The following is a 23772-nucleotide window of genomic DNA, read 5'->3' as shown; positions in this document are numbered from 1 at the left end:
GCTTCGGCACCGTCACCACCGGAGTCATGCCCACCAAAACTACCCCGTCTTCCGCACCTCGAATCCCTACTCCTCAACCTGTTCCCGCATCCACTCGAACTGCTCCCGTAACCGTTGTTCCCCGATTTCTGTCAGCGTGAACACGTCGTACAGCCCTTCGACCCGTCGCTCCACGTGCCCGCTTTCGACGAGGCGCTCCAGCGTCGCGTAGTATCGCTTGGGGTCGAGTTGTTTGTCGTAGTGTGATTCGAGTCTCGTCTTGAGTTTCTGGCCGCGGAGTTCCCCGGCCTCGGCGAGGAGGATGCACATGTCGCGGCGGGTGCCGCTCTGGTGCCAGCGTGTCATGTGGGACAATCGAGGGGCGAGGCTCACGTCGCTTTCGGGTTGGAACCGATAGCTTCGACTGCCCCCCCTTCTAACCGCCGACCATGACGACGCTCTCGGACGACGACATCACGGCCCGCTACTCCGAAACCGACAACGAGCGCATCCTCGAATTCTCGCGCGAGGGAAAAACCGCGGCGGTCGCACAGAACCGCGAAGGGTACGGGATGCTGAAAGTCAGGGAAACGGCCGACAGTCCTGAAATCGAACGTTACTACGGATTCGACATGGCGTTGGACCATGTGGCGGAACTGCTTGGCGTTCGACCGAACGACCTGCCAGTTCCCGACCCTGCCGCCGATATGGGTATGTAACGAATCGAACAGAGGACTCGGGGAAATGGACAAAACATCTCCAGTGAACGACGAGAGACACGTCCGTAAAAAGAGATTTCTGATGACATATACCCCCGCAAACCTTTTCTCCGGGGATTGAGTGGCATTCTGTAATGGCTAGCCTGAGCGAACTTCTGGAGGACCTCGTCGGGGGTGTCGACGCAGTGTTTCTCTTCTCTCCGAGCGGGTCGTACTACGAACGGTTCGCGGAACTCGACGACACGGACGTGGTCGTCGTCGCGCCGAGCAACAATGTCGGCGCGAGCAACTTCGTGGAACTGCCGCTCGAATTCACCAGTGTCAAAGACCGCATCCGGTTCGGTATCGAGGGGGCGATGGACAACGGATTCGCGGAGGACGGTGACGAACTGACCTGCGTGGCGAGCATGTTCAGTGACGGACTCGATACGGTCACCCAGACCAGGGCGGACGAGGACGTTCACTCGGGGATCTACGACCTGTTCGCCAACTCGCGGGCCGACCCCGGCGTCATCCGCGACGTGTTCGAAGTCGCCATCGAACTGGGGAAGAAGGGACAGAAAGGGAAACCCGTCGGTGCGCTGTTCATCGTCGGCGACGCGGGCAAAGTGATGAACAAGTCCCGCCCGCTGTCGTACAACCCGTTCGAGAAGAGCCACGTCCACGTCGGGGACCCCATCGTGAACGTCATGCTGAAGGAGTTCTCCCGACTCGACGGCGCGTTCGTCATCTCCGATTCGGGCAAAATCGTCTCGGCGTACCGCTACCTCGAACCGTCGGCGGAGGGCGTGGACATCCCGAAAGGACTCGGAGCACGCCACATGGCGGGCGGTGCGATCACGCGCGATACGAACGCAACGGCCATCGTCCTCTCGGAGAGTGATGGGCTCGTTCGGGCGTTCAAGGGCGGTGAGATAATTCTGGAACTCGACCCGGAGGCTTATTAGATGGCCGCGGAATGGCAGGTACTCCTCCAACAGGAGTATCGAATCGTCCTCGCCATCCTCATCCTCATCGTCGGTGGCATCGCCGGGTATCTGCTCGGTCGATTGAACATGCGTATCCTCCGTGCCGCAGGACTCCACGAAGTCGTGGAGGGGACGCCGTTCGAGCGCACCGCCCGAAGTCTCGGCACCACGACGGTTTCGCTCATCGCCCGTCTCACGTCGTGGTTCATCTACGGCGTCACGATCCTTCTCGCGCTCAACACGGCCGAACTACCGCTGAGCACGCAACTTTTCTGGCAGATAATCCTCTTCACACCGCAGTTGTTCGTCGCGGCACTCGTGTTCATCATCGGGTTCATCGTTGCGGACAAGGCCGAACTGCTCGTCAGCGAGCGACTCCGGAGCGTCAAACTCCCCGAAGTCAACGTCATCCCCCGAATCGTCAAGTACAGCATCGTCTACATCGCCTCGCTCATCGCACTGAGCCAGATCGGCATCGCGGTGATGACCTTGCTCGTCCTCTTCGGCGCGTACGTCGTCGCCGCCATCGTCTTCGGCGCGGTGGCGTTCTGGGATCTCCTCCGCTCCTCCGCGGCGGGAATCTATCTCCTGCTCAACCAGCCCTACGGCATCGGCGACGAGATCCGTGTCGCCGGAAATCAGGGCATCGTCCAGGAGGTAGATCTGTTCGTCACTCATATCGAAAACGACGGCGAGGAGTTCATCATTCCCAACCATCTCGTCTTCCGGAAGGGTGCGGTCCGACTTCGAAACTGATCCCCCGAGGGCGATTTTCGCTGTTTCGAGCGCTCGTCCGTCGTGCCGACGAGCCTCCCCGACTCGACCGACGTTGAGTCTCGTTCACCGATACTTCCTTCAACCAGCCGGTTTATTCTTCCAGTATGTACGACAACGTGTTGGTTCCGACGGACGGAAGCGACGTCTCCGAAAAAGCGGTCGAACACGCGATCCACCAGGCCAAACAGGACGGCGGGAAGCTCCACGTCCTCCACACCGTGGACGCGGACACGCTCCCGTCGTCGGTCAGTTCGATCAGCGTCGACGACGAGTTCAAGGAGATGGGGGAGGACATCGTCGATCGGGTCGTCAAGCAGGCCGAGGACGATGGAGTCGAGGCCGAGGGGACGGTCATCTCCGGTTCGTCGGCGGAGCAGATAGTCAAGTACGCCGACGAACACGACATCGACCTCATCGTCATGGGAACCCACGGGCGTACCGGAATCGGTCGCGTCATCTCGGGCAGCGTGACCGAACACGTTGTCCGGTCGGCCACCGTACCCGTCCTGGTGATCCATATCGAGGATCCGGCCGACTCCGACGACGACTGACGCTTTTGACCGACCGGAAGATCGCATCGGAACCTCTCATTTTCTCGGAAAAAGGACAGCTGTGGGACGACGCTCGAAGCAACGAATCGTAACGATTGTTCTCGAAAACGGGTTCGTATCGCGCTCCAGTGACTAAAATCGGTACATTTAGGGGATGAAAACCGAATCAAACACAGCATGATGGATAGTGCATACCGGGGCCGACGTGTATCCCGTTATTGTTCGAACACGTCGGCACCGTCTGTTGGAAGCGAAGTAGATGTGGTCGCCGATAGAGGTGACCGTTGATGGATTACGGTCTTATTGCGGCAGTAACCGTCTTCATACTCACGTACGCGCTCATTATCAGCGAACGTATCGACCGCTCCACCGTCGCGATGGCGGGTGCCGCCGCGATGGTGCTGTTGGGTATCATCTTCGACTACTTCTCGCAGGAGGAGGTCATCACCGCCATCGACTGGAACACCATCGGTCTCCTGCTCGGGATGATGCTTATCGTCGGAATTCTCGAAGAGACCGGCCTGTTCGAGGCGCTTGCGGTGTACGCCGCGAAGGTCTCTCGCGGGAACTACTACTACATGATCGTGCTGTTCAGCGTCCTCACCGCCATCGGGTCGATGACCATCGACAACGTCACCACGGTGCTCCTCGTCGCGCCGGTGTCGCTGCGAATCTGTGACGACCTCGGCGTGGACGCCAAACCGGTGTTGCTCATGGAGGCGACGTTCGCCAACATCGGCGGCGTCGGAACCCTCGTCGGCGACCCGCCGAACATCATCATCGGGAGCGCGGCAGGGCTCACCTACGTCAATTTCCTCTATAATCTGCTGCCCGTCGTCCTCCTGAGTATGGTGCTCACGCTCATCGCCTTCCGTTACTACCTCTCGGACAAAATCGAGGAGGCAAACGAGACCATCCGGGAACGTACCACCGAAAACAGCATCCTCGACCACGAACCGCGTGAGCAGGTCAAAAACTGGGGACTCCTCTACCGGAGCCTCGGAGTTCTGGTCCTCGTAACCGTCGGGTTCGCCCTGCAGGGTATCACGGGTCTCGAACCGGCGACCGTGGCGCTGGCTGGCGCTTCGTTGCTCTTACTCATCGCCAATCAGGACATGGAAGAGATGGTTTCCCGCGTCGAATGGACGACGCTCCTGTTCTTCGCGGGACTGTTCGTCGTCGTCGACGGGATCGCCAAAACTGGCGTCCTCACGACGGTTGCGAAGGCGATCGCGAGCCTGAGCACGAGCCACTACTCGGCCTCCATCGTCGTGCTGCTCCTCTCGGCCGTCGGTTCGGGTATCGTCGACAATATCCCGTTCACGGCGGCCATGATTCCGGTCATCAACTCGATGAACTCGCAACTCGGTCTCCACGGCAACGAACTCTGGTGGGCGCTCGCGATGGGTGCCGGATTCGGTGGGAACGCAACCTACATCGGTTCCTCCGCGACCGTCGTGGCCGTCAAAATCAGCGAGCGTCACGGCGACCCGATCACGTTCCGCTACTGGCTACGGTACGGAACGGTCATCATGCTCGTGACGGTCTTCACCGGGATTCTCGATCTCACGGTGCGATTCTTCCTCCTCCCGAAGTTTGCGTAGGCGTTCTTCCGTTCTCTCTCGCTCTTTCCGCTTTTCTCACCCGTCCCGTTCGTTCTCGCTCTTCCCGTTTTTCCCGTCCTCGACGTCGAAGAACGGCACGTCCATCTTTCGGGCCGACCGCGAAATCATGTGCGCGCCGGTCGGTGCCGTGATGAACAGGAAGACGATGCCGACGAGGGAGGGGATGTCCGGCCCGAACGGACCGAAGTGGACGGCACCGGCCAGGAAGATGGACGCCGCGCCGAGCGTCGTCGACTTCGTCGTGGCGTGCAGCCGATTGTACACGTCGGGGAGTCGGATGAGTCCGATGGTCCCGACCGTGAGGAAGAAACAGCCCACGGTGACGAGCACGATTTCCACCAGCCGTAGGGCGAACGCGAGCGAAGTCATCGGATGACGTCACCCCCGATGACGAACTTGGCGACGGCAATCGTGCTGACGAAGCCGACGATGGCCAGTTCGAGCGCGATCAGCACGTAGAACCCACGGTCGGCCAGGAGGGCGACGAGCACCGCGATGGCGACGACGTTCGTTGCCACGGTCTCCAATCCGACGACGCGGTCGGGGGCGGTCGGCCCGCGGATGACCCGGTAGCTACAGGCGAGCGTGAGCACGCTCGTGAGGATGAGCGCGATGGTGAGCACGGCGTCGTAGGCCTGTGCGATCATCGTGGGTTCAGTCATCGTCCTGTCCTCCTGCCCACTCGTTCCTGGACGGTATCGGTGTCGGCGTCTCGCCGAAGATGACGAACGCGTAGTCCTCCCACGTTCGGACGGATTCGACGAGCGACTCCCTGTCGCCGTCGATACTGTGAACGGAGAGGGAGTGGTCCTCCTCGTCGTAGTCGATGGTGAGCGTGCCGGGAGTGAGCGTGATGCTGTTGGCGATGGTCGTGATGGCGACGTCGCTGCGAACCCTGAGCGGGACCTCCACGACCGTCGGTTCAATGGGCATCGACGGCGAGAGGGTGAGTCGTGCGACGTCGAGGTTGGAGACGACCAGTTGTTTGACGAACGTCCACACGTAGCCGAGGACGTATCGAAGGGTTCGAGGACGCCAGACGAGCGGGCTTCTGGGAGCGTAAAATCGACGGAGCGAGTAGGAGATGACGAGACCGACCCCGAGTCCGAGCACGAACTCCGTCACGAATCCCGAAACCGTGAGCGTCGCACCGCGAACCAACATCCACAGGACGGCGAGCGCGACCGCTTGTAACATCCACCGACGCCTCATCGACTCACCTCCATCAACCCCACGCCGTTAACGTAGGCACCTGTATCGGTGGCCGCTTGAGCGGCCGCGTGGGCGGCGACGGATACCAGTTGGAAACCGAGGCCGAACGCGACCACCAGTGCCGCGAGACTCACGACGACGGTTAGCTGAATCGCGAGAGGCCGTCGGGAGATGACACCGGTCGTCGAACGCGTCTGGGTGCCCCAGAAGACGGCGTTCCATAGCCGAGTGGTGTACGCGATAGTGAGGACCGCGCCGACGAGCGTGACGGCGAGCACGAGTTGGCCGCCGACCGGATTCGTCGTGAGAACCCGCACGGCCACGTTGAACACGAACAGCTTCCCGAAGAACCCGAGAAGGGGTGGGATGCCGACGAGGGCGAGCATCCCGACGAACGCGCCGCCCGCGAGGGACGGCCGCCACGACGCCACTCCACCGAGCTGGTCGAGCGACGAGGTTCCGAACGACGCCGAGACGACGCCGCTGGTGAGGAAGAGCAGGCTCTTCGCCAGCGCGTGGGCCGCGGAGTAAACGAGCGCCGCGACGACGCCGAGCACTCGCAACTCGGGATCGGAAACTGCGGCCGCCACCGCGAGCGGCATGACGATGAAACCGACCTGCCCGATGGAGGAGTAGGCCAGCAACCGGTCGAGGTCGTCGCTGCCGACCGCCGCGAGGCCGCCGTAGATGATGCTCGCGGCCCCGGTGACGAACAGGACGGGGGCGAAGAACGAGAGCATCGACGTCCCGTGGAGGACGGACTCGAAGACCGGAAGCGACGCGGTCGAAAAGACGGTGAAGTAGAGTCTGATGATCGCGTAAATGCCGACCTTCTTCACGACGCCAGCGAGTACGGCGGTGATGGGCGTCGGTGCGACGGCGTATGCGTCGGGGACCCAGAAGTGAAGCGGCACCAACCCCGCCTTGAGCGCGAACACGACGAACAACAGGGCGGCGAGTCCCAGTACGGGAGCGACGTCGATGCCGTACGTGGCAGGATCGGACAGACGACGGGCGAGGTCGGCCATGTTGAGCGTCCCTGTCGTGGCGTACAGGCCGCCGATGCCGAGGAGCATGACCGCGCTCCCGACGAGGTTGAGGACGACGTAGGAGAGGGCCGCCCGCGTGTGCTCGGGTCCGCTGTAGAACAGCACGAAGACGTAGCTCGCCATGAGCATGACCTCGAACCAGACGAACAGGTTGAACACGTCGCCCGTCAGGAACGACCCTGTGACGCCCAGGACGAGGAAGTGATAGAGCGAGTGAAACGAGAGACGCTGGCCGTAGGGCTGGATGGAGACGACGGCGAAGACGAGCGCGGCGAGCGTGACGACCGCGGCGATGACGAGCATGAACGCCGACAGCGCGTCGGCGACGAGCGAGATACCGAACGGCGCGGGCCAGTTCGATACCTGGTAGACGAGGACGCGCGGCGTCGAACCGACTGGAAGGACGACGCGGGCGAACAGTACTGCGACGGCGACGAGGTAGGCCACGCTTCCGAGGAGGCTCACTCCCTGTTGCAAACGGAGGCGTCGACGGGCCAACAACGTGGCGATGGCCGTGAAGAGCGGTATCAAAAGCGGCGCTACGATGATCGTATCAGTCATTGTTTCCTCCTAGCATCGTGGTATCGATCGTTCCGTTCTCCTGGTAGGCGCGGTAGGTTAGCACGAGCGCCAGCGTCGTCGTGGCGAAGCTGATGACGATGGCGGTCAGGACGAGTGCCTGAACGAGCGGGTCGGTCACGCCGGACCCCCCGCCGTGACCTTCGAGGATGGGAGCGTGACCGGAGAACCCACCCATCGAGATGAGATAGACGTTCGTCGCCTGGCTGAAGACGGTGAGCCCCCAGACGACTCGAACGACGTCACGCCGGAGGATCAGGAACGTCCCGACGGCGAACAGGGTGCCCAAGACGAGCGCGACGAAGAACTGCGGTCGTTGGGGTTCGGCGGCCATGAGGAGTTCCGAAGCCATCATTCGGCCCCCACCACCGCGAGCACGGTCAGGAGCGCCCCGACGACGACGAGATAGACGCCGAAATCGAACACGAAGGCGCTGGTTAATTCGATGTCGTGAACGATCGGGAGATGCTCGATGAACACCACCGCTTGGGTCAAAAACGGTGCCTCGAACAGGATGGGAACGAGTCCGCCCCCCGCGGCTATCGCGAGGCCGAGCGCGAAGACTGTGAGGAACGCCGACACCTGTCGGGTCCCCACTTCGCGCGTCCCGTCCCGCCCGACGGCCGACCCCGCGATGATGTCCGTTTCGAGGAAGGCCTGACCGAAGACGACGTAGATGAGAGCGACCGCCGTGGCGGTCATGACTCCCGCGATGAATCCCCCTCCGGGGAGGTTGTGACCTTGGAGGAGGAAGGCGATGGCCGTCACGAGGATCAGCGGAACGACGGTCCGCGTCACGGTCCGGGTGATGACCGTCGTGTCGGCTTCGTCGCTCATTGCATCTCACCCCGTCCTCGCATGGCGATCAGCGTGAGGACTGCGAGTGCGGCCATCGCGATGACGCTGATCTCACCCATCGTGTCGAAGGCACGGAAGTCGACGAGAATGACGTTGACGATGTTCGAGCCACCGCCGTAATCGAAGAGGAACGTACCGTGTGATTTCGGGACGCCCGCACGTTCGACGAAGAAGGAAGCGATTCCCTCCTTCGGATTCGCCGCGGTCGTGAACAGAACCGTCAGGAAGACGGTGAATCCCACGGCTGCGGACACGATGGCGTCCCGCGTCGCCGTCCAGCGATCGATCCTCCCATAATACGCCGGGAGCTTCTCCAGTACAAGCAGGAAGATGACGAGGATGAGCGTCTCGGCGATCAGTTGCGTCAGCGCCAGATCAGGCGCGCGTCCGAGGATAAAGAATATCGCGACCATGAACCCCATCACCGAAAGCGTGAGCACTCCCGCGATGTGCGAGTCGGCGACGGTGACCGCCACCGCCGCGACCACGGCCACGAACAAAACGAAGATGGTCGGGAGCGTCACCACGGCCCCGGAAATCGCCGGGATCGACGACGATGCCGCGGCGTACGCGCCGAGCGTCAGAACGGCGATGGTCGCGAAGAGCCAGACGGCGTAGGTTCGGAGCGGCGCGCTTCGAGTGTGGAGCGTCGTCGCCACCCGCGGATCGCTCAGTCCGTCCACCGCGTTGTCGTACCACCAGTTCACGCGGAGCGGGTCGATGGTGAGCAGGCGATTCACCCCCTCGTGGAGGTCGTCGTAGTACGGGTACGTGACGAGGCCGAGACCGATGGTGACTGCGCTCATCACGGCGGCCGGCGTGACGGCGGTCGGAAGGTGGTAGCTGAAATGAACCGCTTCGACGTGTCCGCCCGGCCCCGGCGGAAGCACGCTTTCCACGACGGTCCCGACGAAGTGATCGAGCGCGGTCGGTGCGATACCGAACGTGTCGGTCACGCCGCCGAGGCCGATGAGCGCCGCAATGATACCGAGGATGACGGGCGGCACCAGCATGGCGAGCGGCGGACGATGGACGTGGCCCAATCCCGTCGGTTTCTCGCCGAAGAAGAGCATCATGAACCGCACCGAGTACAGAAACGTGAAGATGCTCCCGAAGACGGCGACGACGGGGAACAACCACGCGAGGCCGCCGTGAACGTGAGCCGCGTGGTAGGCCGATTCGAACAGCAGTTCCTTCGAGTAGAACCCGTTGAACGGCGGGACGCCAGCCATTCCGAGGGCGGCGATGACCGTGACGGCCGCCGTGATCGGAAGGTCACGCCACAGACCGCCGAGATGGTCGATCGTTCTGGTCCCCGCTTCGTGTGCGATAATACCCGCGACGAGGAACAGCGCCGCCTTGAACATCGCGTGGTTGAGGATGTGGAACGCGCCGGTTTCGGCCCCGAACTCGGAGGCGAAACCGAATCCGGCGATGATGAGTCCGAGATGGCTCGCCGTCGAGTAGGCCAACAGTTCCTTGATGTCGGTCGCGGCGACGGCGAGGATGGCCGTGACGGTCATCGTCACCAACCCCAGGATCGCAAAGAGCAACATCCAGTCCGGAATCGCGTGAACCTCCTCCGGGAGGAACAGCGGACGGAATCGCCCGACGAGGTAGACACCGGCCTTGACCATCGTCGCGGAGTGGAGGAACGCCGACACCGGCGTCGGCGCTTCCATCGCGTTCGGCAGCCAGATGTGGAGGGGTACCTGCGCGGATTTCGCCGCCGCACCGACCGCGATGAGCACGAGTGCGGGAACGAACAACCCGTTCGAGTGGAGTTGTTCGCTCGCGTTGGCGACGTTTGCAGGCGTGAGGATTCCGTTGGGTCCGAACATCGCGTACGTCCCGGTTACGTTGTGGATGAGGAGGAACCCTATCAGCATGAACAGCCCACCGGCGACCGTGATGAGCATCGACTTCCGCGCGGCGTACTGTGCCGACGGTCGGTCGGAGTAGTGGCCGATGAGGACGAACGACGTAAGACTCGTCAGTTCCCAGAAGACGAACAGGGAGATGAGGTCGGCGGCGAACGCCACGCCGAGCATCGACCCCATGAACGCCAGCAGTGTAGTGTAATACTTCGCCTTCCCCGGTTCGCCGTCCATGTATCGTCCGGAATACGTCAGGATGAGGACGCCGACGCCGCTGGCGAGGAATCCGATGAGAAGCGAGAGTCCGTCCACGTAGAAGCGAAGCGAGACTCCGAGCGAGGGAATCCACGGGAAAGAAACGGAGGCGTTCGTGCCGAGCAGGCTGGCGACCATCCCGAAGCACGCGAGCGCCACCGCCGCCGCGTAGTAGGCGGTTCGGTCGCGGAGAACGCGGTAGACGAGCGGCGTCACGGCCGCCGCCGCGAAGGGGAGCATCACCAACACAAGCACGACGAGGCCTGCCGAATTCGAGGGCGATTGCACGCTCGAAAGTGGCGATGGACGTACCTTAACAGTTCTCAAACCGGCCGTGATTTGTTCGGACACGACATCCGAGTAGATTAGTTTCGTGACATCACGGTGCTCCGCTTTCTTCTTTCAGCCTCGTGAACAAGTAGACAAATTTAGATGTCGAACGTTCGAGACGATTCGAAGGGATGTTCGTTTCAATATTTGAGTTCTAAAATACACCCATGATTTTGAGAACTATCATACATTGATAACTAAATATATACAGCCATATCTTTATTAGGTAGTAGTAGCTAATCCTGTTATAGCGCGCATACCATCCGGAGAAAGCAAATCCGAGTCAGGTTCGATATATCCTGTTCCAGGTATCTAATCGTAGCTGTCGGAAATTTTACCGACGAGGGAAAGTTCTGGTGGTGCGGCAGCGCGTCGAAGGAGAAATCGATATATGACACTCAAGGAAAAATTCAATTCGAAGCTGTCTAGCAGCAGAGGCGTGAGTCCCGTAATCGGCGTGATACTAATGGTTGCCATTACGGTCATCTTGGCGGCCGTGATCGGAACGTTCGTGATGGGTCTGGGGAACAACGTGGACAAGAATGCACAAGTGGGCGTATCGTTCGACCAAGTTAGTAGTAACTCGGTCGACGTTCAGTTGACCCAACTCGGGAACGTCCAGAGCGCCGAAAACGTATCCGTAACGTCGCAGGATTGTGAAGTCGACGGAGATGGGAAATTCAACGAAGTCGGGGGGATAATTTCCGTCTCCAAGTGTGAAAGTGGCGACAAGATCGTCGTCAAAGCGACTGTAAGCGGTAAACCAAGCGTCGTTTCCACCTATACGGTCAACTGATTTCCTCGACCCTACGCTATCGTTTCGGTATTTTGTCGTTAGAGGCACGGACTTCTTTTGGACAGGCGTCCTCTCTCGAAAGGATGGAAACAAATCGAACCCTGCTGGGTTAGTAGGGTAGGGGGTGTTGTTGGCAATCGATTTGTCGCGGGTTTTTCCAACCCGCATATTTTCGTAGGGGAGAGAGTGTAAAAGTGATGAGCCTTATCCGGACTGAAAGTGAAAGTGATGGAGGTGACGAATCCGGCGACCACCTCGCAACCGACGGGGACCGATTCCATCGCGTAACGATCTAACCTCTCGCACATCGAAATCTGTTCTCCCACCACATACCGCTCCGTAAACCTCGATTTGCGAGAATCCATATCCATCACCTTTTACTGATGGACGGAATACGACCAACATGGACCAGTTGAAGGAGTCCCTTCTGGACGCCCCGATCATCGAGAAAGACGGCTATCATTACTTCGTACACCCCATCAGCGACGGGATTCCGATGCTCGAACCGACGCTGCTTCGCGAAATCGTCATCAAGATCATCCGAAAGGCGGATCTGGAGAACGTCGATAAGATCGTCACCCCTGCGGCGATGGGAATCCACATCTCGACGGCCGTCTCGCTGATGACGGACATCCCGCTGGTGGTCATCCGAAAACGCCAGTACGGACTCGACGGGGAGGTTTCGCTCTCCCAGCAGACCGGCTACTCGGAGAACGAGATGTTCATCAACAACGTCGACGAGGGCGACCGCGTGCTCCTGTTGGACGACGTGCTCTCGACGGGCGGAACGATGAAGGCCGTCACGCAAGCGCTCGAATACATCGGCGCGGACGTGGTGGACGTGTGTGCCGTTATCAAGAAGGTCGGCGCGAACGAACTGGACGACACGGATTACACGGTGAAGACGCTCATCAACGTGGACGTCCAAGATGGCGAAGTCGTCATCGTCGACGAACACGGCGACGGATAAGATGGTCTCCCGCCAGTTCCTGTCGATGCTTTCGACGACGACGCTCGTCACTGGAGCGCTCCTCGTTGGCGATGCCATTCACGGTTCGATCGTGGTGGGTAGCTACGGAATCACATCGCCTGCGGCCGTTCTTCGGGTACTGCCGGGTATTATCCTCGTCTACGTTGGCTACTCCCTCCGTGAAAACCACGAACTGTTCATCTCCTCGTATTTTTCGGGACGGGAAGCGGCGGCGAAACCGGAGGGAAGTGAGGAGTTCGACGAACGAATGTCGCCGCTGTCGGGGGAGAGTATGGACAACCTCGAAAAAAGAGAGCGCGAGCGGAATAAAAGCGAGTGAACTCGTTGCAGAACGTTTATGATTGTGCACAATTAGCACAAACCATGGCGTTGAAGACTAGCGTCCCTAAACCGTTGCGTGGTCCGATTGGGCTACTGTCGATAATTACCGCCCTCCTTGGAATCGTTATCGGATACATCTACTTGTTGTTCGGCCTGTCGTTGTATTTCAATCTCATCCCTCAGATGGCGGACACGATGACGGGCGGCGAATCGCTCGTCGTCATCGTCACTGGTGTCGCCCTCTTCGTCGTCGGCTATGCTGGCTGGCGTGGCTTCAACTACTTTGCATACTGAGTAATGGATATCAGAAACCATCCGGACGCCCCGGACTTCGAGGAACTTCAGGACATCCTCATCGAACCCGTTGCACGGTCGGAAATCGAAGCACGTCGGGACGATGGTGCGCTCCTCATCGAGGACAACGTTCGTGAGCGGGAGGATTTGAACGTCGTCGCATACGTCAGCGACGATAGCGATGGATCTGACGCGACGGACATCGGGGTTCCACTGTACCGTCTCATTCAACTGTTCGGCACGCCACAACTGCCCGAGTTACAGGCTGGAGAGGACATCAGCGGCCGCCGGGACGCTACCTTCAAATATCTCTTTCGGGTGACGCATAAGGGGGACCCCGTCGAACTCCCATCGGAGTGGCTCATGACGATTCACGATTCACACGTCAGATTTGCTGCCAGCGTCGCCGAATGGCGGGACGGAAACACGGACTTCGTTGCCGATCCGAAACTCGCCTTGACGACCTACGCGCTTGCACTACAACTCGTCCTCGACCCCGTCGAGTGTGTGTACGAAGGAGTTCCGTTCTGAACCGCTATGGACGGCCTTGGGGATCGGGTGTTTTACTGGGTCAATGACGAGACCAATATCTCGATACTGTTGTTCGTCGCCGTCGCAGTGCTCGGCGGGGCGAGTCTCATCCTCTTCGTGGTTTCGAAGGAAAAGTCGGTTACCCAACTGGAGTTCCTGCTACTCATCTCTGCGATGATCATCATGTTCTACATGACGATTCGGAACAGCACGTTTTGATTCCCGCCGCTGGCAGTTCGTTCGGGTCAGCGGGTTCGGACGTGCATGATGACGAAAACGAGCGCGATCGCGACGAACAGAAGCCCTGCAAAGGCGGGAACGATGGCTCCGTACGGGTATAGTCCGTATGAATGACCCACGAACGCGACGAGGAGCAGCACCGGAACCGAGAGGAGGAAAAAGAGGGACGAGAGATAGCTCGCGACCGTCGGATCGTCCGCGTGTTTTGCGAAGGTCCCGCGCTCTCGGGCCGAGCGCTCCCGCGTTGGTAGGTCTTTTGACACGGGTACTGGTATCGACGGACGGATCAAAACTGTCACGGTTTCAGGCTGTCACGTAGGCATCGACCGTCAGCGTCAGGAGGTATGCGCCGAGGAATACCCCTGCGTAGACGAGAAGAACATCCCGGAGAGCGTTTCCGAGCAGCCTCGGTAGCAACAGGTCGCGTGCAGTTCCGGAGTATGGGAGCAACAAGAGCGGCGCGACCCACGACAGCGTCAGCGTGATCGTCCCGGAGAGGAACGCTACGATGCCGATACGAATGCTCTCATGCAAGTCGTATGCGAGGAGGTGTGCGAAAGCCCCCGTCGATGCGACCAACAGGAGGATATACTGCGGGTTTATCGTCCACGTGATCAGGCTCGACTGAGTGTAGGTGAACGCCGCCATCCCGCCGATGATACCGGTGAGTATTCCCTTGCCGACGGTCGAAAGCGTCCGAACCAGTGGGGAGTCGTTCCCCTCGTCGGTCGCCCATTCGGTCGTCCTTGGCTTCGCGCTCGTCTCAGTTTTTGGTTCCGTCATCGTTCAGTCATCGTTCCGTACGTACACCTGCACCTTTTTCCCCCCGATTCGGCCGCGAACAAATCCGGTGAACGAAATCGACCCGGATTTTACCGCTTGCCTCGTCCGAGAAATCCGACCGGGGTCGATGTCCAGTTTGATTCGAATCATCTCCGTTCCCTTCGCGGGGACGTTCGTCTCGTCGAAGGGTGTCGACGTCCCATCGGTTAACTGCGTTTCTCCGTCGTAAACGTGTATCAGACCGTCATAAAACACGATGTCCCGCTGTGTCGGATTGTGGATCGTCAGTGTCGTCACGAGGTTCGATCCGTCCGCGGTCACGCTGGTATCCGAGGTCGTCACGCTGGCCGATCGAACGTTCATCGCCGCGGTGTGTCCCTGTAAGGTCGGGACGAAGAACCAAGTAGTGATGGCCGCGACGAGGACGACAGCGGCGACGAGGAGGGGTTGGTTTGGTGTAAGCGCAGAACGGAGGTTCGAATTTGACATTCAGTGACATTTGCTATGGATGTGTCCGATGTAAAGTTTTCTAACAGGATGGCTTCGAGAAGAGGGACGGGATCAGTCGGAAGCGTCCGGTGCGATGGGTTCCGTGTTCGGTGTCGATGGATCGTACAGATGACACGCACTGACTTGGTCTCCGGACTCGTGGAGTTGTGGGACCTCCCGTTCACAGATGGTGTTGAACTGCCGGTCGAGTTGCTCCATCGCGTCTTCCTCGTTGCCGTCGAGGAGGTCCCGCGTGGCGGACCGAAGCGCGTTTTCGGCCTGTCGTGGCATGTCGAGAGCGCTGAGGGTCACCGCTCCAGCCTCTTCACCGGGTAGTTGGTGTTCCTCGGGCAGTTCGAGTGCAAGACCAACTTCGAGGATTCGGTCTACCGCGTCTCGCTGCTCCGCGTGTCGTTCGGCGATGTCCTCGACCGAGATGTCTCCCGTTTGAACTCGATGTTTGAAACTGAAACCACGCCGGAACGCCTCTTGACTTCCCGTCCAGTCCTCGGACGGGATGATCTTCGAGCAGCGGGGGTGGAATCGACAGCCAGTCGGTGGGTTTCTGGGGTTCGGAACCTCGCCGGTGACGTTCGCCCGCCGACGTTGTGTTTCGGGCTCGATCTCCGGCACCGCATCGAAGAGGGCTTCGGTGTACGGATGTTTGGGATCGTTCACCACCTCGTCGGTTGGTCCCTGTTCGACGATTCCACCGAGATACATGATCGCGGTTCGGTCACACATGTACCGAATCAGCGAGAGGTCGTGACTGATGAACACGTACGTCAACCCGTACTCTTCCTGTAGCTCCTTCATCAGGTTCAGCACACCCGCCCGGATGGAAACGTCGAGCATCGAGACGGGTTCGTCACAGACGATGAAATCGGGATTCACGACGAGCGCACGCGCGATAGCGACGCGCTGGCGCTCGCCACCGGACAGTTCCTTCGGGAACTCGTTCAGGTAGGCTTCCGCGGGCGAGAGCCCGACGTCGTTCAACACCTGAACGACCCGCTCGCGCCGGTCCTGGTAGCCGTCCCCGATATCGTTGATTTTGAGCGGTTCGACGACCGACTGAAACACAGTCATTCGGGGGTTCAAGCTCTCGAACGGGTCCTGGAAGATCATCTGGACGCGCTGGCGGAACACCTTCTGGTCCTCCCGAGCCAGTTCGCCCATATCCCGTCCGTCGAACATGATCCGTCCCTCGGTCGGGTCGTACAGCTTGACCAGTAGTTTCCCGAGCGTGGTCTTCCCACACCCGGATTCACCGGCGATACCCATGATATCGCCTTTGTTGATATTCAGATCGACGTTCTGCACTGCCCGAACGGGTTGGGCCTCTCGACCGAGCAGCTGGTCGATGACACCCTGTGAAAGGCCGAACAGTTTCGAGACGTTTTGAATCTCTACTAGTGCATCTCCGTCGTGGTCCGTTTCGGTTAGTGCGTTTGCGTCGTGATCTGTTGCCATTTTTCCTCCTTTCGTGCTTCAGTACGGATCGTTTCGAGTTCGTCAACCCGATAGCACGCCGATCGATGGACGTGGGGTGAACTCGCTTCGCTTCGCTTTCCGGATTCCGCTCGTTCGGCGTCGTACATCGGTGGGTGTGCCGAACGACATTCGTCCACGACGAACGGACACCGAGACGCGAACCGACAGCCGTCGGCCGGGTCGAGCAACGTTGGCGGCGACCCGGGAATGGAGACGAGGTCTTGATCCGCCTTTTCGACCGTCGGGAACGAATTCTTCAGTCCGAGCGTGTACGGGTTCGCGGATTCCGTTATTACCTCCTCCATCGGACCGCTTTCCATTATCTTTCCGCCGTACATCACCGCGAGCTGGTCACAGATTTCGGCCATGACGCTCACGTCGTGACTGACGACGAGGATGGCAACGTCGAACTCGTCTTGAAGCGTTTCCAACTCCTCCAAGATTCGGTCCTGGATAATGACGTCGAGCGCCGTCGTCGGCTCGTCTGCGATGAGCATGTCCGGGTTGCAGGCCATCGCCATCGCGATGACGGCACGTTGTTTCATGCCACCACTGTACTGGTGTGCGTAGTCGTCCGCACGCTCGGGGTCGATGCCGACCCGCTGAATGAGGTCGCGTGCTCGTTCGTGTGCTTGTTCCGCCGGTATATCCGGTTCGTGCCGCAGGATGGCCTCGACGATCTGGTCGCCGACTTTGTACACCGGATTGAGTGCGTTCATCGCACTCTGTGGAATCAGCGCGATGTTCCGCCACCGAACGTCACGGATTTGTTGGTTATCCAGTCGTGCGAGATCGGTCATCCCGTCCTCACGAACCGGGTATCGGTCGTCCTCGATTACCTCTCGTCGGACGTTTCCGTTCCCGTCCTCCCATTCGGGGAGGGTTCCGTCGAACCAAATCTCGCCGCGTTCGATGTACCCGTTCGAATCGAGCAGGTGCATCAGCGACTTCGACAGCGTGGTTTTCCCACACCCTGATTCACCGACGAGACCGTACGTCTCGCCGTGTTCGATGCTAAAGCTGACGCCATCGACGGCGTGGACCTGCTTGTCCCCGGCGTCGTAGCGAACCGATAGATCGTTGACTTCTAGCAGTGACATGAGTTACTCCTGTGGGTTGGCGAGGTCCTCCACCGAGAATCCGATGAAGTAGAACGCTGCTGCGAGGGACGTGATCGCTAGCCCCGGCGGGATGAGCCACCACGGTGCGTCGAAGATGTGGCTCGTCGCTTGGACGTTTTCGAGCATTATCCCCCACGAGTGTGTACCGGATGAGACGTACCCGAGGAATGCGAGCGATGCCTGTGCGAGGATCGCGCCCGCCGCGTCCTGGGCAAGGAACACGAACGCGAGTGGAATAACGTTCGGCAGGATGTGACGAAACACGATTCGCGTGTCGCTCGCCCCCGCGACGCGCGCCGACTCGATGTACGCCCGTTCCTTGAGCGACAACGTCTCACCGCGGATGAGGATGCAGTTGTTGAGCCACGAGGTGACCGCGATGCCGATGATGATGTTCGTCGTGTTGACGCCATTGACGGCGACGAGAACGATGAGGAACGGGAGGAACGGCAACCCGTACATCACGTCCACGATGCGCTGGATGGCTTCGTCGATCCACGTGTCACCGTAAAACCCGCTGATGAGACCGAGCGGGACGCCGACGAGACTGGAGAGCAATCCCGCGGCGAACCCGATGTACAGTGCAGTTTTCGTCGAGTAAATCAACAGTGTCAGAACACCTTCCCCCTCGTCGGTCGTTCCGAGCGGTGCGAAAAACGGATCACCGAACGCCGGGGGATGTGGTAGCTGGCTGATCTGCTGGGGGGTCATGCGGGCGGTCTGGTCCTCCCCGAGGTAGGCTACCCAGTTGAGGGAGTGGGGGGCGAATACCGACGGGAAGAGCGCCCACAGGATGTAGACGACGAGGATGATGAGCCCGATAACGCCCATCTTGTGCTGCGTATATCGGCTCCATCCCCGTCGGAATCGTTCGATCCGCGGTTTCCACTGCTCTTTGAGCGTACTTGTCGTTGAAGCGTTTTCGGATTGTGTTGACATTCGTTAGTCCCCTCCAAACTTGATTCGCGGGTCGAGGAAGGTGTATGCGACGTCCGTCAGCAGTCGCATGGAGATGATGAGTATCGCGGTCATGAAGAACGCTGCCTGTGCAATCGGGTAGTCCCTTCCTTGCACTGCACTCACCAGCAGCTTCCCGATACCGGGCCAGCTGAACACCTGCTCGATGATGACGCTCCCGTCCACGAGGAACGCGAGGCCGACGATAGCCTGTGTCGCGACCGGAATCAATGCGTTCCGCGCCGCGTGTTTCATCATCACGGTACGTTCGCTGAGCCCCTTCGCTCGCGCGAGGAATACGTAATCCTCCCCGGTGACGTTGTTCATCGACGGTCGCATGACGAGCATGGAACCGACCCATCCGACGAACGCGATGCTGAAGAGCGGTAACGCGATGTGAGAGAGGATGTTCGACATCGCCAAGAACGGCGTCCAATCCGGCACTCCGAATTGATCGACCATGTACGCGCTTTTTAGCAGTTTCAGTTTGTAGTTGAACACCCAGATGAACAGCCACGCGATCCAGAACGCGGGCATCGAGTACATGAAGAGACCGGACGTGTAGATGGTCTTGTCCTTGTTCGACCCTCGCCACCAGCCCAGATACATTCCGATGAGTGGGCCGATAGTGTACGCGATGATGAACCCAGCACCGAACAGGATGATCGTTCGCGGGAAGCGTCGGATGATGACGTCCCAGACAGCGACGTGCTTCGTCGGCGACCGACCGAAGTTGCCCGTCTGGTAGTTGACCATGTAGTGTAGGTACTGTTTCCACAGCGGTTGGTTCAGCCCCCACTGTTGTCTGATTCGCTCGATTTGCGCCGGTTTCATCTTCGGAGTGATCATACTCGAAATGATCGACCCGGGCATACTGTGAATGAGCAAGAATATGATCGTCATGATGACGAGTAGTGTCAGATATGAGACGACCAATCGCTTTGCGAGATAGCGGGTGCTGATCTTTGTCATACTCTACCGTCCGTTGATTTCGACATACTGTTTACCATATCGTTTATTTGTGTGTATCCATGTCATTCATGGAATACCTTCATTATCAATGTGATGATTTTCGTATCGATCACGTAGTAAATTCAACCACCGATTTCCCCTGCCATACCGCGAAAACCCACTCGGAAGGGCTCGAAGACGCGATTACTGCTTCAGGTTCTCTTTCAGGTAGATGCTGCTGTACTCCGCGTCCCAGTTCGCATAGCCCGGGTCGACGATGTTCTTCACGAACCCGCCGAACTTCTTCGAGTTGACCGGCCAGCGGTATTTGTCGTAGGACTGGACCATGTACGGCATGTCGAGATAGATCTTTTCCATCGCCTTCGCGTACTTCTTGGACCGCTTGTCGGGGTCGGTCTCCTTGTACGCCTTTTCGAGAAGCTTGTCTGCGCTTCCGCCCGCCACACCGTACCCGGTGGAATTGTAGGCGAACTTGTCGGTGTCGTCTCCCGAATTTCCGGAATAGAAGAACGAGTGAAGCGACGTTCCGTATGCGCTAGTTCCGCCCCAGCCCATCGGATACACGTCGAAGTCCTCCTTTTGGTACACCTTACCCGTCATGGTGTTGAACGAGATCGACTCGGTGTGGGCCGGGATACCGAGTTGATGCAAGTTGTTCTTCCAGCGGTTGATCCCTTTCGCGATCTTGGGCTGTTCCCCTGGCGGGTCGATGAGGAGGGTGATGCCACCGTCGCCCATCATCTCCGTGATGGTCTTGCCGTCGACCCGAATCTCCTTCGTCACGTCGGCATCCGATTTCTTGAGAACGTCCGATTTGACCGGACCGAACGTGTACTTGTACTTCGCCTTCGACTGGCTCGCTTTGACGCCCGAGAACGAGCCGGGGAACTTCTTCCCGACGAACGTGCCTTTCGATCCGTCGATGACTTTTCCGTCCGTCAGGTACTTGCGAACACCTTCGACATCCGGCTTCTTACCTTTCTCCGCACGGAAGTCGAATGCGTTGGTGCGGGGGTCTTCAAGCAGTTCGCCACCGTACACGGTCTCGGGACGCACACCTTTGTACCCCGGTGACTGGGCGTAATCGCCTTTGAGGACGTATCCGCCGTGCAGCTGGGTCGTCCAGTAGTAGTCGTCGAACATGAACGCCATCGCCTGCCGGAGGGCAACGTCGTCGAGCGGCGAGCGACGGCAGTTGAAACCACAGTACGAAAATCCGCTGTCGTACCCTTTGACGAGACCGGCGCCGTCCATCTTCTTGACCTTCGGAATCTTCGAGGACTCCAAGCTGCCGTAGTGCGTGTCGATTTCGTCGTGCAGGAAGGCCTGCGTCATCGCCGACGTTCCACCATACACCTTGAAGTTCACGCCGTCGAGGAACGGACCGCCGTGAATGAGCGTCTTGCTCTCCTTCTTCCAGTCGAGCTTATTGAGCGCGTACTCGTTCTCGATGTAATCGCGGCGGAACTTGATCTGCATCGACGTGTCCGCGTTCCATTTGACCAGCTTACCCGGCCCGGTTCCGACTGGACCCTCGTCGTTCGCCTTCGTCGGGTCGTAGTTCTTGTAATCGACACCCTCCCACTTGTGTTTGGGAATGATGGGAGCGCCGCCGACGACGTCCGAGTCCCACGTCCCAACCTGCTGGGACAGTTTGATGTGGAAGTCCCAGTCGTTTTTCGCTTCCTCGATCTTGTCGAAGTAGTTCCAGACGGACCACTGACCGGGCTTGTTGTCGAGCTGGAACTGGTAGGAGAACAGGATGTCCTCCATCTTGAATTCCTCACCGTCGTTCCATTTCAAGCCGTCTTTTCGGGCTTTGACGTAAACATCCGGTTTGTCCTTGTCCGCATTCTTCAGGGTCCAGTCGGTGAAGACCTCCGGTTTCATTTCGAACGTGACCGGGTCCTGTGCGACACCATAATCGTACACGGGGTCCAGCGCAACCGCAGAATACACGCTGCCCGCCAGCATAATGTTCGGACTGTCCGGTGCGGTATCCATCCCGTACCGGAGCGTTCCACCCGGTTTGATATCGTCCGGAGAAAGGGTATTCTGACTCGGTTCTTTCGTCGTTTCGGTTTCCCCATTCCCTGTCGACGTGTCGGAAGAAGTTCCTTTGCTGTCACCACTGTTACCGGAACAACCCGCAAGGGAGAGAGCAACAGCACCGGCCCCACTTGCCTTCAGAAACTTCCGTCGGCTATCATCTGCACCACTTCGGTTGCGTCGCCGTGGCATACCAAAGACTTGTAGAAGATGTATTTAAAGTTACTGGTTAGAATAAGCATTTAGTCTTTCAGGCTTCATAGAAGCAATTCACGTAATAAAACTAGTAAAGAGTTTCAATCGTATTCGACAATTAGAATAAGGAAATTAATGTTCAGCACTTACTTCCCTGGCAAGCATCCCATAATAGATCGTCCCAGCAACTGCGGTCGTCGCTAGCATAAAATACGATTGGAACGAAAGCATCCCGGAATGATTCCGGGTCCATGCGAGACTGAGAGCGGACCAGAGGGTGGCGATGGAAAATGCGATAGTCAGTAACCACAGCCCCGTTGACCGGCGTCCGGAGCGGAGAACGGGGATGGCAATTATCATGACTACCCCTGCCACCACCGCCAACACGCCGCGCGTCCCTAGCATCTCGTGTCAACTGGGAACGAATCAACTATAAATTACCCGCTTCGGATCCGGATCACTCGATCCCGAGCGCGGAGAGGAGCGTCGTCGCCGCGTCATGCGACGACCCCGGTCCGCGTGCGGTAAGTAGATCACCGTCGGTCCGAACACTGGTTTCGGCGTCGAGTTCGGCGTCCCACGTTCCACCCGCCGCTTTCACTTCGTCCTCGACCCAGTACGGTAGTTTCCGGCCGTCCGGCATGCAGTCGTCGTCATCGACGATTCCCTCCTCCCACTCGTTCGGGAACCCGGTGACGTTTCGTCCGTCCACGAGGAAGCCTCCGTCACTGTCACGAGTGAACGCCAGCAAGCCAACGGCGTGACAGACGACGAGTGCTTTCGTATCGCCCGTTTCGACCGCATCACGGAGCAGGTTTCGTGCGTGCTTGTCCTGGTTTACGTCCCACTCCGTCCCATGGCCACCGGGGAAGACGACGGCATCGTATTCCTCGACGCTCGTCGTCGCTAGCGGAACCGGATCCTGCAGTCGCGGGTCCGTTTCGTCGGCTTCCCGAACACGCTCTGCGGTTTCTTCGCCCACGTTCTCGGGGTCGATGGATCGCTCATCGACCACGGGTTTTCCCCCACTCGGCGTCGTGACCGTTATCTCGACACCCGCCTCATCCAGCGTTTGCAGCGGTTCGATACACTCCTCTCCCCAATATCCTTCTTCGCTCACCACGAACAGTGCGGATGGCATGTACGGTTCTACCGGTGCAAGGGGAATAAGTCGGATGGCACCGGCCGATTTTGAGGGAAAGGGAGAACCGACCGATGAAAGACGAATCGTGTGAAAACAGCGGGAGATAGATTCGAACCCCGGTCGTTTCGCTTGGCTCCACTCCCTGATCCAAATCTACTCCGCAGGATTATCCAGCTAAATAACCGCGACGAGGCTCAGCTCGTCGCTTGAGAGTTGAAGTAAAGGGAAAATAGCGGGAGGTAGATTTGAACTACCGATCTGCGGGTTATGAGCCCGCCGGAATCTCCTGGCTATCCCATCCCGCTATCAGTTCATACTGCCGTCCGGTAGTTAAGGGTTGTGATTAAGAAATAACTGGTCGGTGAAAGTCGTGTGTAAATAGCGGGAGGTAGATTCGAACCACGGCCGTTCCGCTTCGCTTCCTGATTCAAATCCACTCCGTGTAGGTTCATGCAATCCCGACGACAGCGGCAAGACTCTGCCCGTCATTCGGGAGTTGAGATCGAAGTAAAATAGCGGGAGGTAGATTTGAACTACCGATCTGCGGGTTATGAGCCCGCCGGAATCTCCTGGCTATCCCATCCCGCTATCAGTTCATACTGCCGTCCAGTGGTTA

28 protein-coding genes and 2 tRNA genes are annotated in these 23772 nt (G+C 59.0%); 11 read left to right on the top strand and 19 right to left on the bottom strand.

Annotated elements, in window-relative coordinates:
• Nucleotides 1-66 precede the first annotated feature (66 nt).
• Nucleotides 67-345 carry a helix-turn-helix transcriptional regulator gene (locus NKF26_RS12620; RefSeq protein ID WP_253228996.1) on the bottom strand — a complete coding sequence of 93 codons (279 nt, stop codon included), beginning with the start codon at nucleotides 343-345 and terminating at the stop codon, nucleotides 67-69.
• Nucleotides 346-428: 83 nt separating this feature from the next.
• Between NKF26_RS12620 and NKF26_RS12615 the strand changes: the two genes are divergently transcribed.
• The 5 genes from NKF26_RS12615 to NKF26_RS12595 all read left to right on the top strand — a co-directional run bounded on the left by NKF26_RS12615 (nucleotide 429) and on the right by NKF26_RS12595 (nucleotide 4598).
• A complete protein-coding gene (locus tag NKF26_RS12615) occupies nucleotides 429-698 on the top strand; it encodes a hypothetical protein (protein ID WP_253228997.1) in 270 nt (89 codons plus the stop codon).
• 134 nt (nucleotides 699-832) lie between these two features.
• Nucleotides 833-1645, top strand: a complete 813-nt coding sequence (dacZ, locus tag NKF26_RS12610; protein WP_253228998.1) for a diadenylate cyclase DacZ — start codon at nucleotides 833-835, stop codon at nucleotides 1643-1645.
• On the top strand, nucleotides 1646-2422 hold the full coding sequence (locus NKF26_RS12605; RefSeq protein ID WP_253228999.1) for a mechanosensitive ion channel family protein: 777 nt from the start codon (nucleotides 1646-1648) through the stop codon (nucleotides 2420-2422).
• 125 nt (nucleotides 2423-2547) lie between these two features.
• On the top strand, nucleotides 2548-2994 hold the full coding sequence (locus NKF26_RS12600; RefSeq protein WP_253229000.1) for a universal stress protein: 447 nt from the start codon (nucleotides 2548-2550) through the stop codon (nucleotides 2992-2994).
• A 287-nt stretch (nucleotides 2995-3281) separates the two neighbouring features.
• Nucleotides 3282-4598: an ArsB/NhaD family transporter gene (locus NKF26_RS12595; RefSeq protein ID WP_253229001.1), complete on the top strand. Its 1317-nt coding sequence runs from the start codon at nucleotides 3282-3284 to the stop codon at nucleotides 4596-4598.
• A gap of 36 nt (nucleotides 4599-4634) precedes the next feature.
• On the opposite strand, the gene mnhG is transcribed toward NKF26_RS12595, so the two are convergent.
• The 7 genes from mnhG to mbhE are packed head-to-tail and all read right to left on the bottom strand — an operon-like array spanning nucleotide 4635 to nucleotide 10689.
• Nucleotides 4635-4988, bottom strand: coding sequence for a monovalent cation/H(+) antiporter subunit G (gene mnhG / locus NKF26_RS12590; protein ID WP_253229002.1), 354 nt, complete (start codon nucleotides 4986-4988; stop codon nucleotides 4635-4637).
• Nucleotides 4985-5281 carry a monovalent cation/H+ antiporter complex subunit F gene (locus NKF26_RS12585; protein ID WP_066147959.1) on the bottom strand — a complete coding sequence of 99 codons (297 nt, stop codon included), beginning with the start codon at nucleotides 5279-5281 and terminating at the stop codon, nucleotides 4985-4987. The genes mnhG and NKF26_RS12585 overlap by 4 nt, the downstream gene beginning before the upstream one ends.
• A complete protein-coding gene (locus NKF26_RS12580; protein WP_253229003.1) occupies nucleotides 5274-5831 on the bottom strand; it encodes a Na+/H+ antiporter subunit E in 558 nt (185 codons plus the stop codon). The genes NKF26_RS12585 and NKF26_RS12580 overlap by 8 nt, the downstream gene beginning before the upstream one ends.
• A complete protein-coding gene (locus tag NKF26_RS12575; protein WP_253229004.1) occupies nucleotides 5828-7441 on the bottom strand; it encodes a complex I subunit 5 family protein in 1614 nt (537 codons plus the stop codon). Before NKF26_RS12575 ends, NKF26_RS12580 begins: the two co-directional genes overlap by 4 nt.
• Nucleotides 7434-7814, bottom strand: coding sequence for a sodium:proton antiporter (locus NKF26_RS12570; protein ID WP_253229005.1), 381 nt, complete (start codon nucleotides 7812-7814; stop codon nucleotides 7434-7436). Before NKF26_RS12570 ends, NKF26_RS12575 begins: the two co-directional genes overlap by 8 nt.
• The gene (locus NKF26_RS12565) at nucleotides 7811-8296 is read right to left on the bottom strand and encodes an MnhB domain-containing protein (RefSeq protein WP_253234396.1); all 486 of its coding nucleotides are present in this window, start codon (nucleotides 8294-8296) and stop codon (nucleotides 7811-7813) included. Before NKF26_RS12565 ends, NKF26_RS12570 begins: the two co-directional genes overlap by 4 nt.
• Nucleotides 8293-10689 (bottom strand): hydrogen gas-evolving membrane-bound hydrogenase subunit E, encoded by a 2397-nt coding sequence (gene mbhE / locus NKF26_RS12560; RefSeq protein WP_253234436.1) that lies wholly within the window; start codon nucleotides 10687-10689, stop codon nucleotides 8293-8295. The genes NKF26_RS12565 and mbhE overlap by 4 nt, the downstream gene beginning before the upstream one ends.
• 481 nt (nucleotides 10690-11170) lie before the next feature.
• Between mbhE and NKF26_RS12555 the strand changes: the two genes are divergently transcribed.
• The 6 genes from NKF26_RS12555 to NKF26_RS12530 all read left to right on the top strand — a co-directional run bounded on the left by NKF26_RS12555 (nucleotide 11171) and on the right by NKF26_RS12530 (nucleotide 13931).
• The gene (locus NKF26_RS12555) at nucleotides 11171-11575 is read left to right on the top strand and encodes a type IV pilin (protein WP_253234395.1); all 405 of its coding nucleotides are present in this window, start codon (nucleotides 11171-11173) and stop codon (nucleotides 11573-11575) included.
• 403 nt (nucleotides 11576-11978) lie between these two features.
• Nucleotides 11979-12545 (top strand): hypoxanthine/guanine phosphoribosyltransferase, encoded by a 567-nt coding sequence (gene hpt, locus NKF26_RS12550; RefSeq protein WP_066147938.1) that lies wholly within the window; start codon nucleotides 11979-11981, stop codon nucleotides 12543-12545.
• Nucleotides 12505-12885, top strand: a complete 381-nt coding sequence (locus NKF26_RS12545; protein WP_253229008.1) for a hypothetical protein — start codon at nucleotides 12505-12507, stop codon at nucleotides 12883-12885. The genes hpt and NKF26_RS12545 overlap by 41 nt, the downstream gene beginning before the upstream one ends.
• A 44-nt stretch (nucleotides 12886-12929) precedes the next feature.
• Nucleotides 12930-13181 carry a tetratricopeptide repeat protein gene (locus NKF26_RS12540; protein WP_253229009.1) on the top strand — a complete coding sequence of 84 codons (252 nt, stop codon included), beginning with the start codon at nucleotides 12930-12932 and terminating at the stop codon, nucleotides 13179-13181.
• Between the two features lie 3 nt (nucleotides 13182-13184).
• Nucleotides 13185-13712, top strand: a complete 528-nt coding sequence (locus NKF26_RS12535) for a hypothetical protein (RefSeq protein WP_253229010.1) — start codon at nucleotides 13185-13187, stop codon at nucleotides 13710-13712.
• A gap of 6 nt (nucleotides 13713-13718) precedes the next feature.
• Nucleotides 13719-13931: a hypothetical protein gene (locus NKF26_RS12530; protein ID WP_253229011.1), complete on the top strand. Its 213-nt coding sequence runs from the start codon at nucleotides 13719-13721 to the stop codon at nucleotides 13929-13931.
• A gap of 26 nt (nucleotides 13932-13957) precedes the next feature.
• On the opposite strand, the gene NKF26_RS12525 is transcribed toward NKF26_RS12530, so the two are convergent.
• The 11 genes from NKF26_RS12525 to NKF26_RS12475 form a co-directional block, all read right to left on the bottom strand.
• Nucleotides 13958-14215: a hypothetical protein gene (locus NKF26_RS12525; protein ID WP_253229012.1), complete on the bottom strand. Its 258-nt coding sequence runs from the start codon at nucleotides 14213-14215 to the stop codon at nucleotides 13958-13960.
• A 40-nt stretch (nucleotides 14216-14255) separates the two neighbouring features.
• Nucleotides 14256-14735, bottom strand: a complete 480-nt coding sequence (locus tag NKF26_RS12520; protein WP_253229013.1) for a hypothetical protein — start codon at nucleotides 14733-14735, stop codon at nucleotides 14256-14258.
• A 3-nt stretch (nucleotides 14736-14738) separates the two neighbouring features.
• The gene (locus tag NKF26_RS12515; RefSeq protein WP_253229014.1) at nucleotides 14739-15224 is read right to left on the bottom strand and encodes a hypothetical protein; all 486 of its coding nucleotides are present in this window, start codon (nucleotides 15222-15224) and stop codon (nucleotides 14739-14741) included.
• A 72-nt stretch (nucleotides 15225-15296) separates the two neighbouring features.
• Complete coding sequence (locus NKF26_RS12510; RefSeq protein ID WP_253229015.1) at nucleotides 15297-16697, bottom strand: ABC transporter ATP-binding protein; 1401 nt, start codon at nucleotides 16695-16697, stop codon at nucleotides 15297-15299.
• A complete protein-coding gene (locus tag NKF26_RS12505; RefSeq protein WP_253229016.1) occupies nucleotides 16667-17818 on the bottom strand; it encodes an ABC transporter ATP-binding protein in 1152 nt (383 codons plus the stop codon). The genes NKF26_RS12510 and NKF26_RS12505 overlap by 31 nt, the downstream gene beginning before the upstream one ends.
• A gap of 3 nt (nucleotides 17819-17821) precedes the next feature.
• Nucleotides 17822-18778, bottom strand: coding sequence for an ABC transporter permease (locus tag NKF26_RS12500; protein ID WP_253229017.1), 957 nt, complete (start codon nucleotides 18776-18778; stop codon nucleotides 17822-17824).
• Between the two features lie 3 nt (nucleotides 18779-18781).
• Entirely contained in the window at nucleotides 18782-19768 is a 987-nt protein-coding gene (locus NKF26_RS12495) for an ABC transporter permease (RefSeq protein WP_253229018.1), read from the bottom strand.
• Nucleotides 19769-19951: 183 nt separating this feature from the next.
• Entirely contained in the window at nucleotides 19952-22009 is a 2058-nt protein-coding gene (locus tag NKF26_RS12490) for an ABC transporter substrate-binding protein (RefSeq protein WP_253229019.1), read from the bottom strand.
• 460 nt (nucleotides 22010-22469) lie between these two features.
• The gene (locus NKF26_RS12485) at nucleotides 22470-23153 is read right to left on the bottom strand and encodes a type 1 glutamine amidotransferase domain-containing protein (protein ID WP_253229020.1); all 684 of its coding nucleotides are present in this window, start codon (nucleotides 23151-23153) and stop codon (nucleotides 22470-22472) included.
• A gap of 233 nt (nucleotides 23154-23386) precedes the next feature.
• A tRNA-Met gene (locus NKF26_RS12480) sits at nucleotides 23387-23461 on the bottom strand.
• 208 nt (nucleotides 23462-23669) lie between these two features.
• Nucleotides 23670-23744 (bottom strand) — tRNA-Met (locus NKF26_RS12475).
• Nucleotides 23745-23772: the final 28 nt, after the last annotated feature.

It is taken from the genome of Haladaptatus sp. AB618 (assembly GCF_024136965.1).
In the GTDB taxonomy this organism is placed as follows: domain Archaea; phylum Halobacteriota; class Halobacteria; order Halobacteriales; family Haladaptataceae; genus Haladaptatus.
This window is presented reverse-complemented; position numbering and strand designations above follow the sequence as displayed.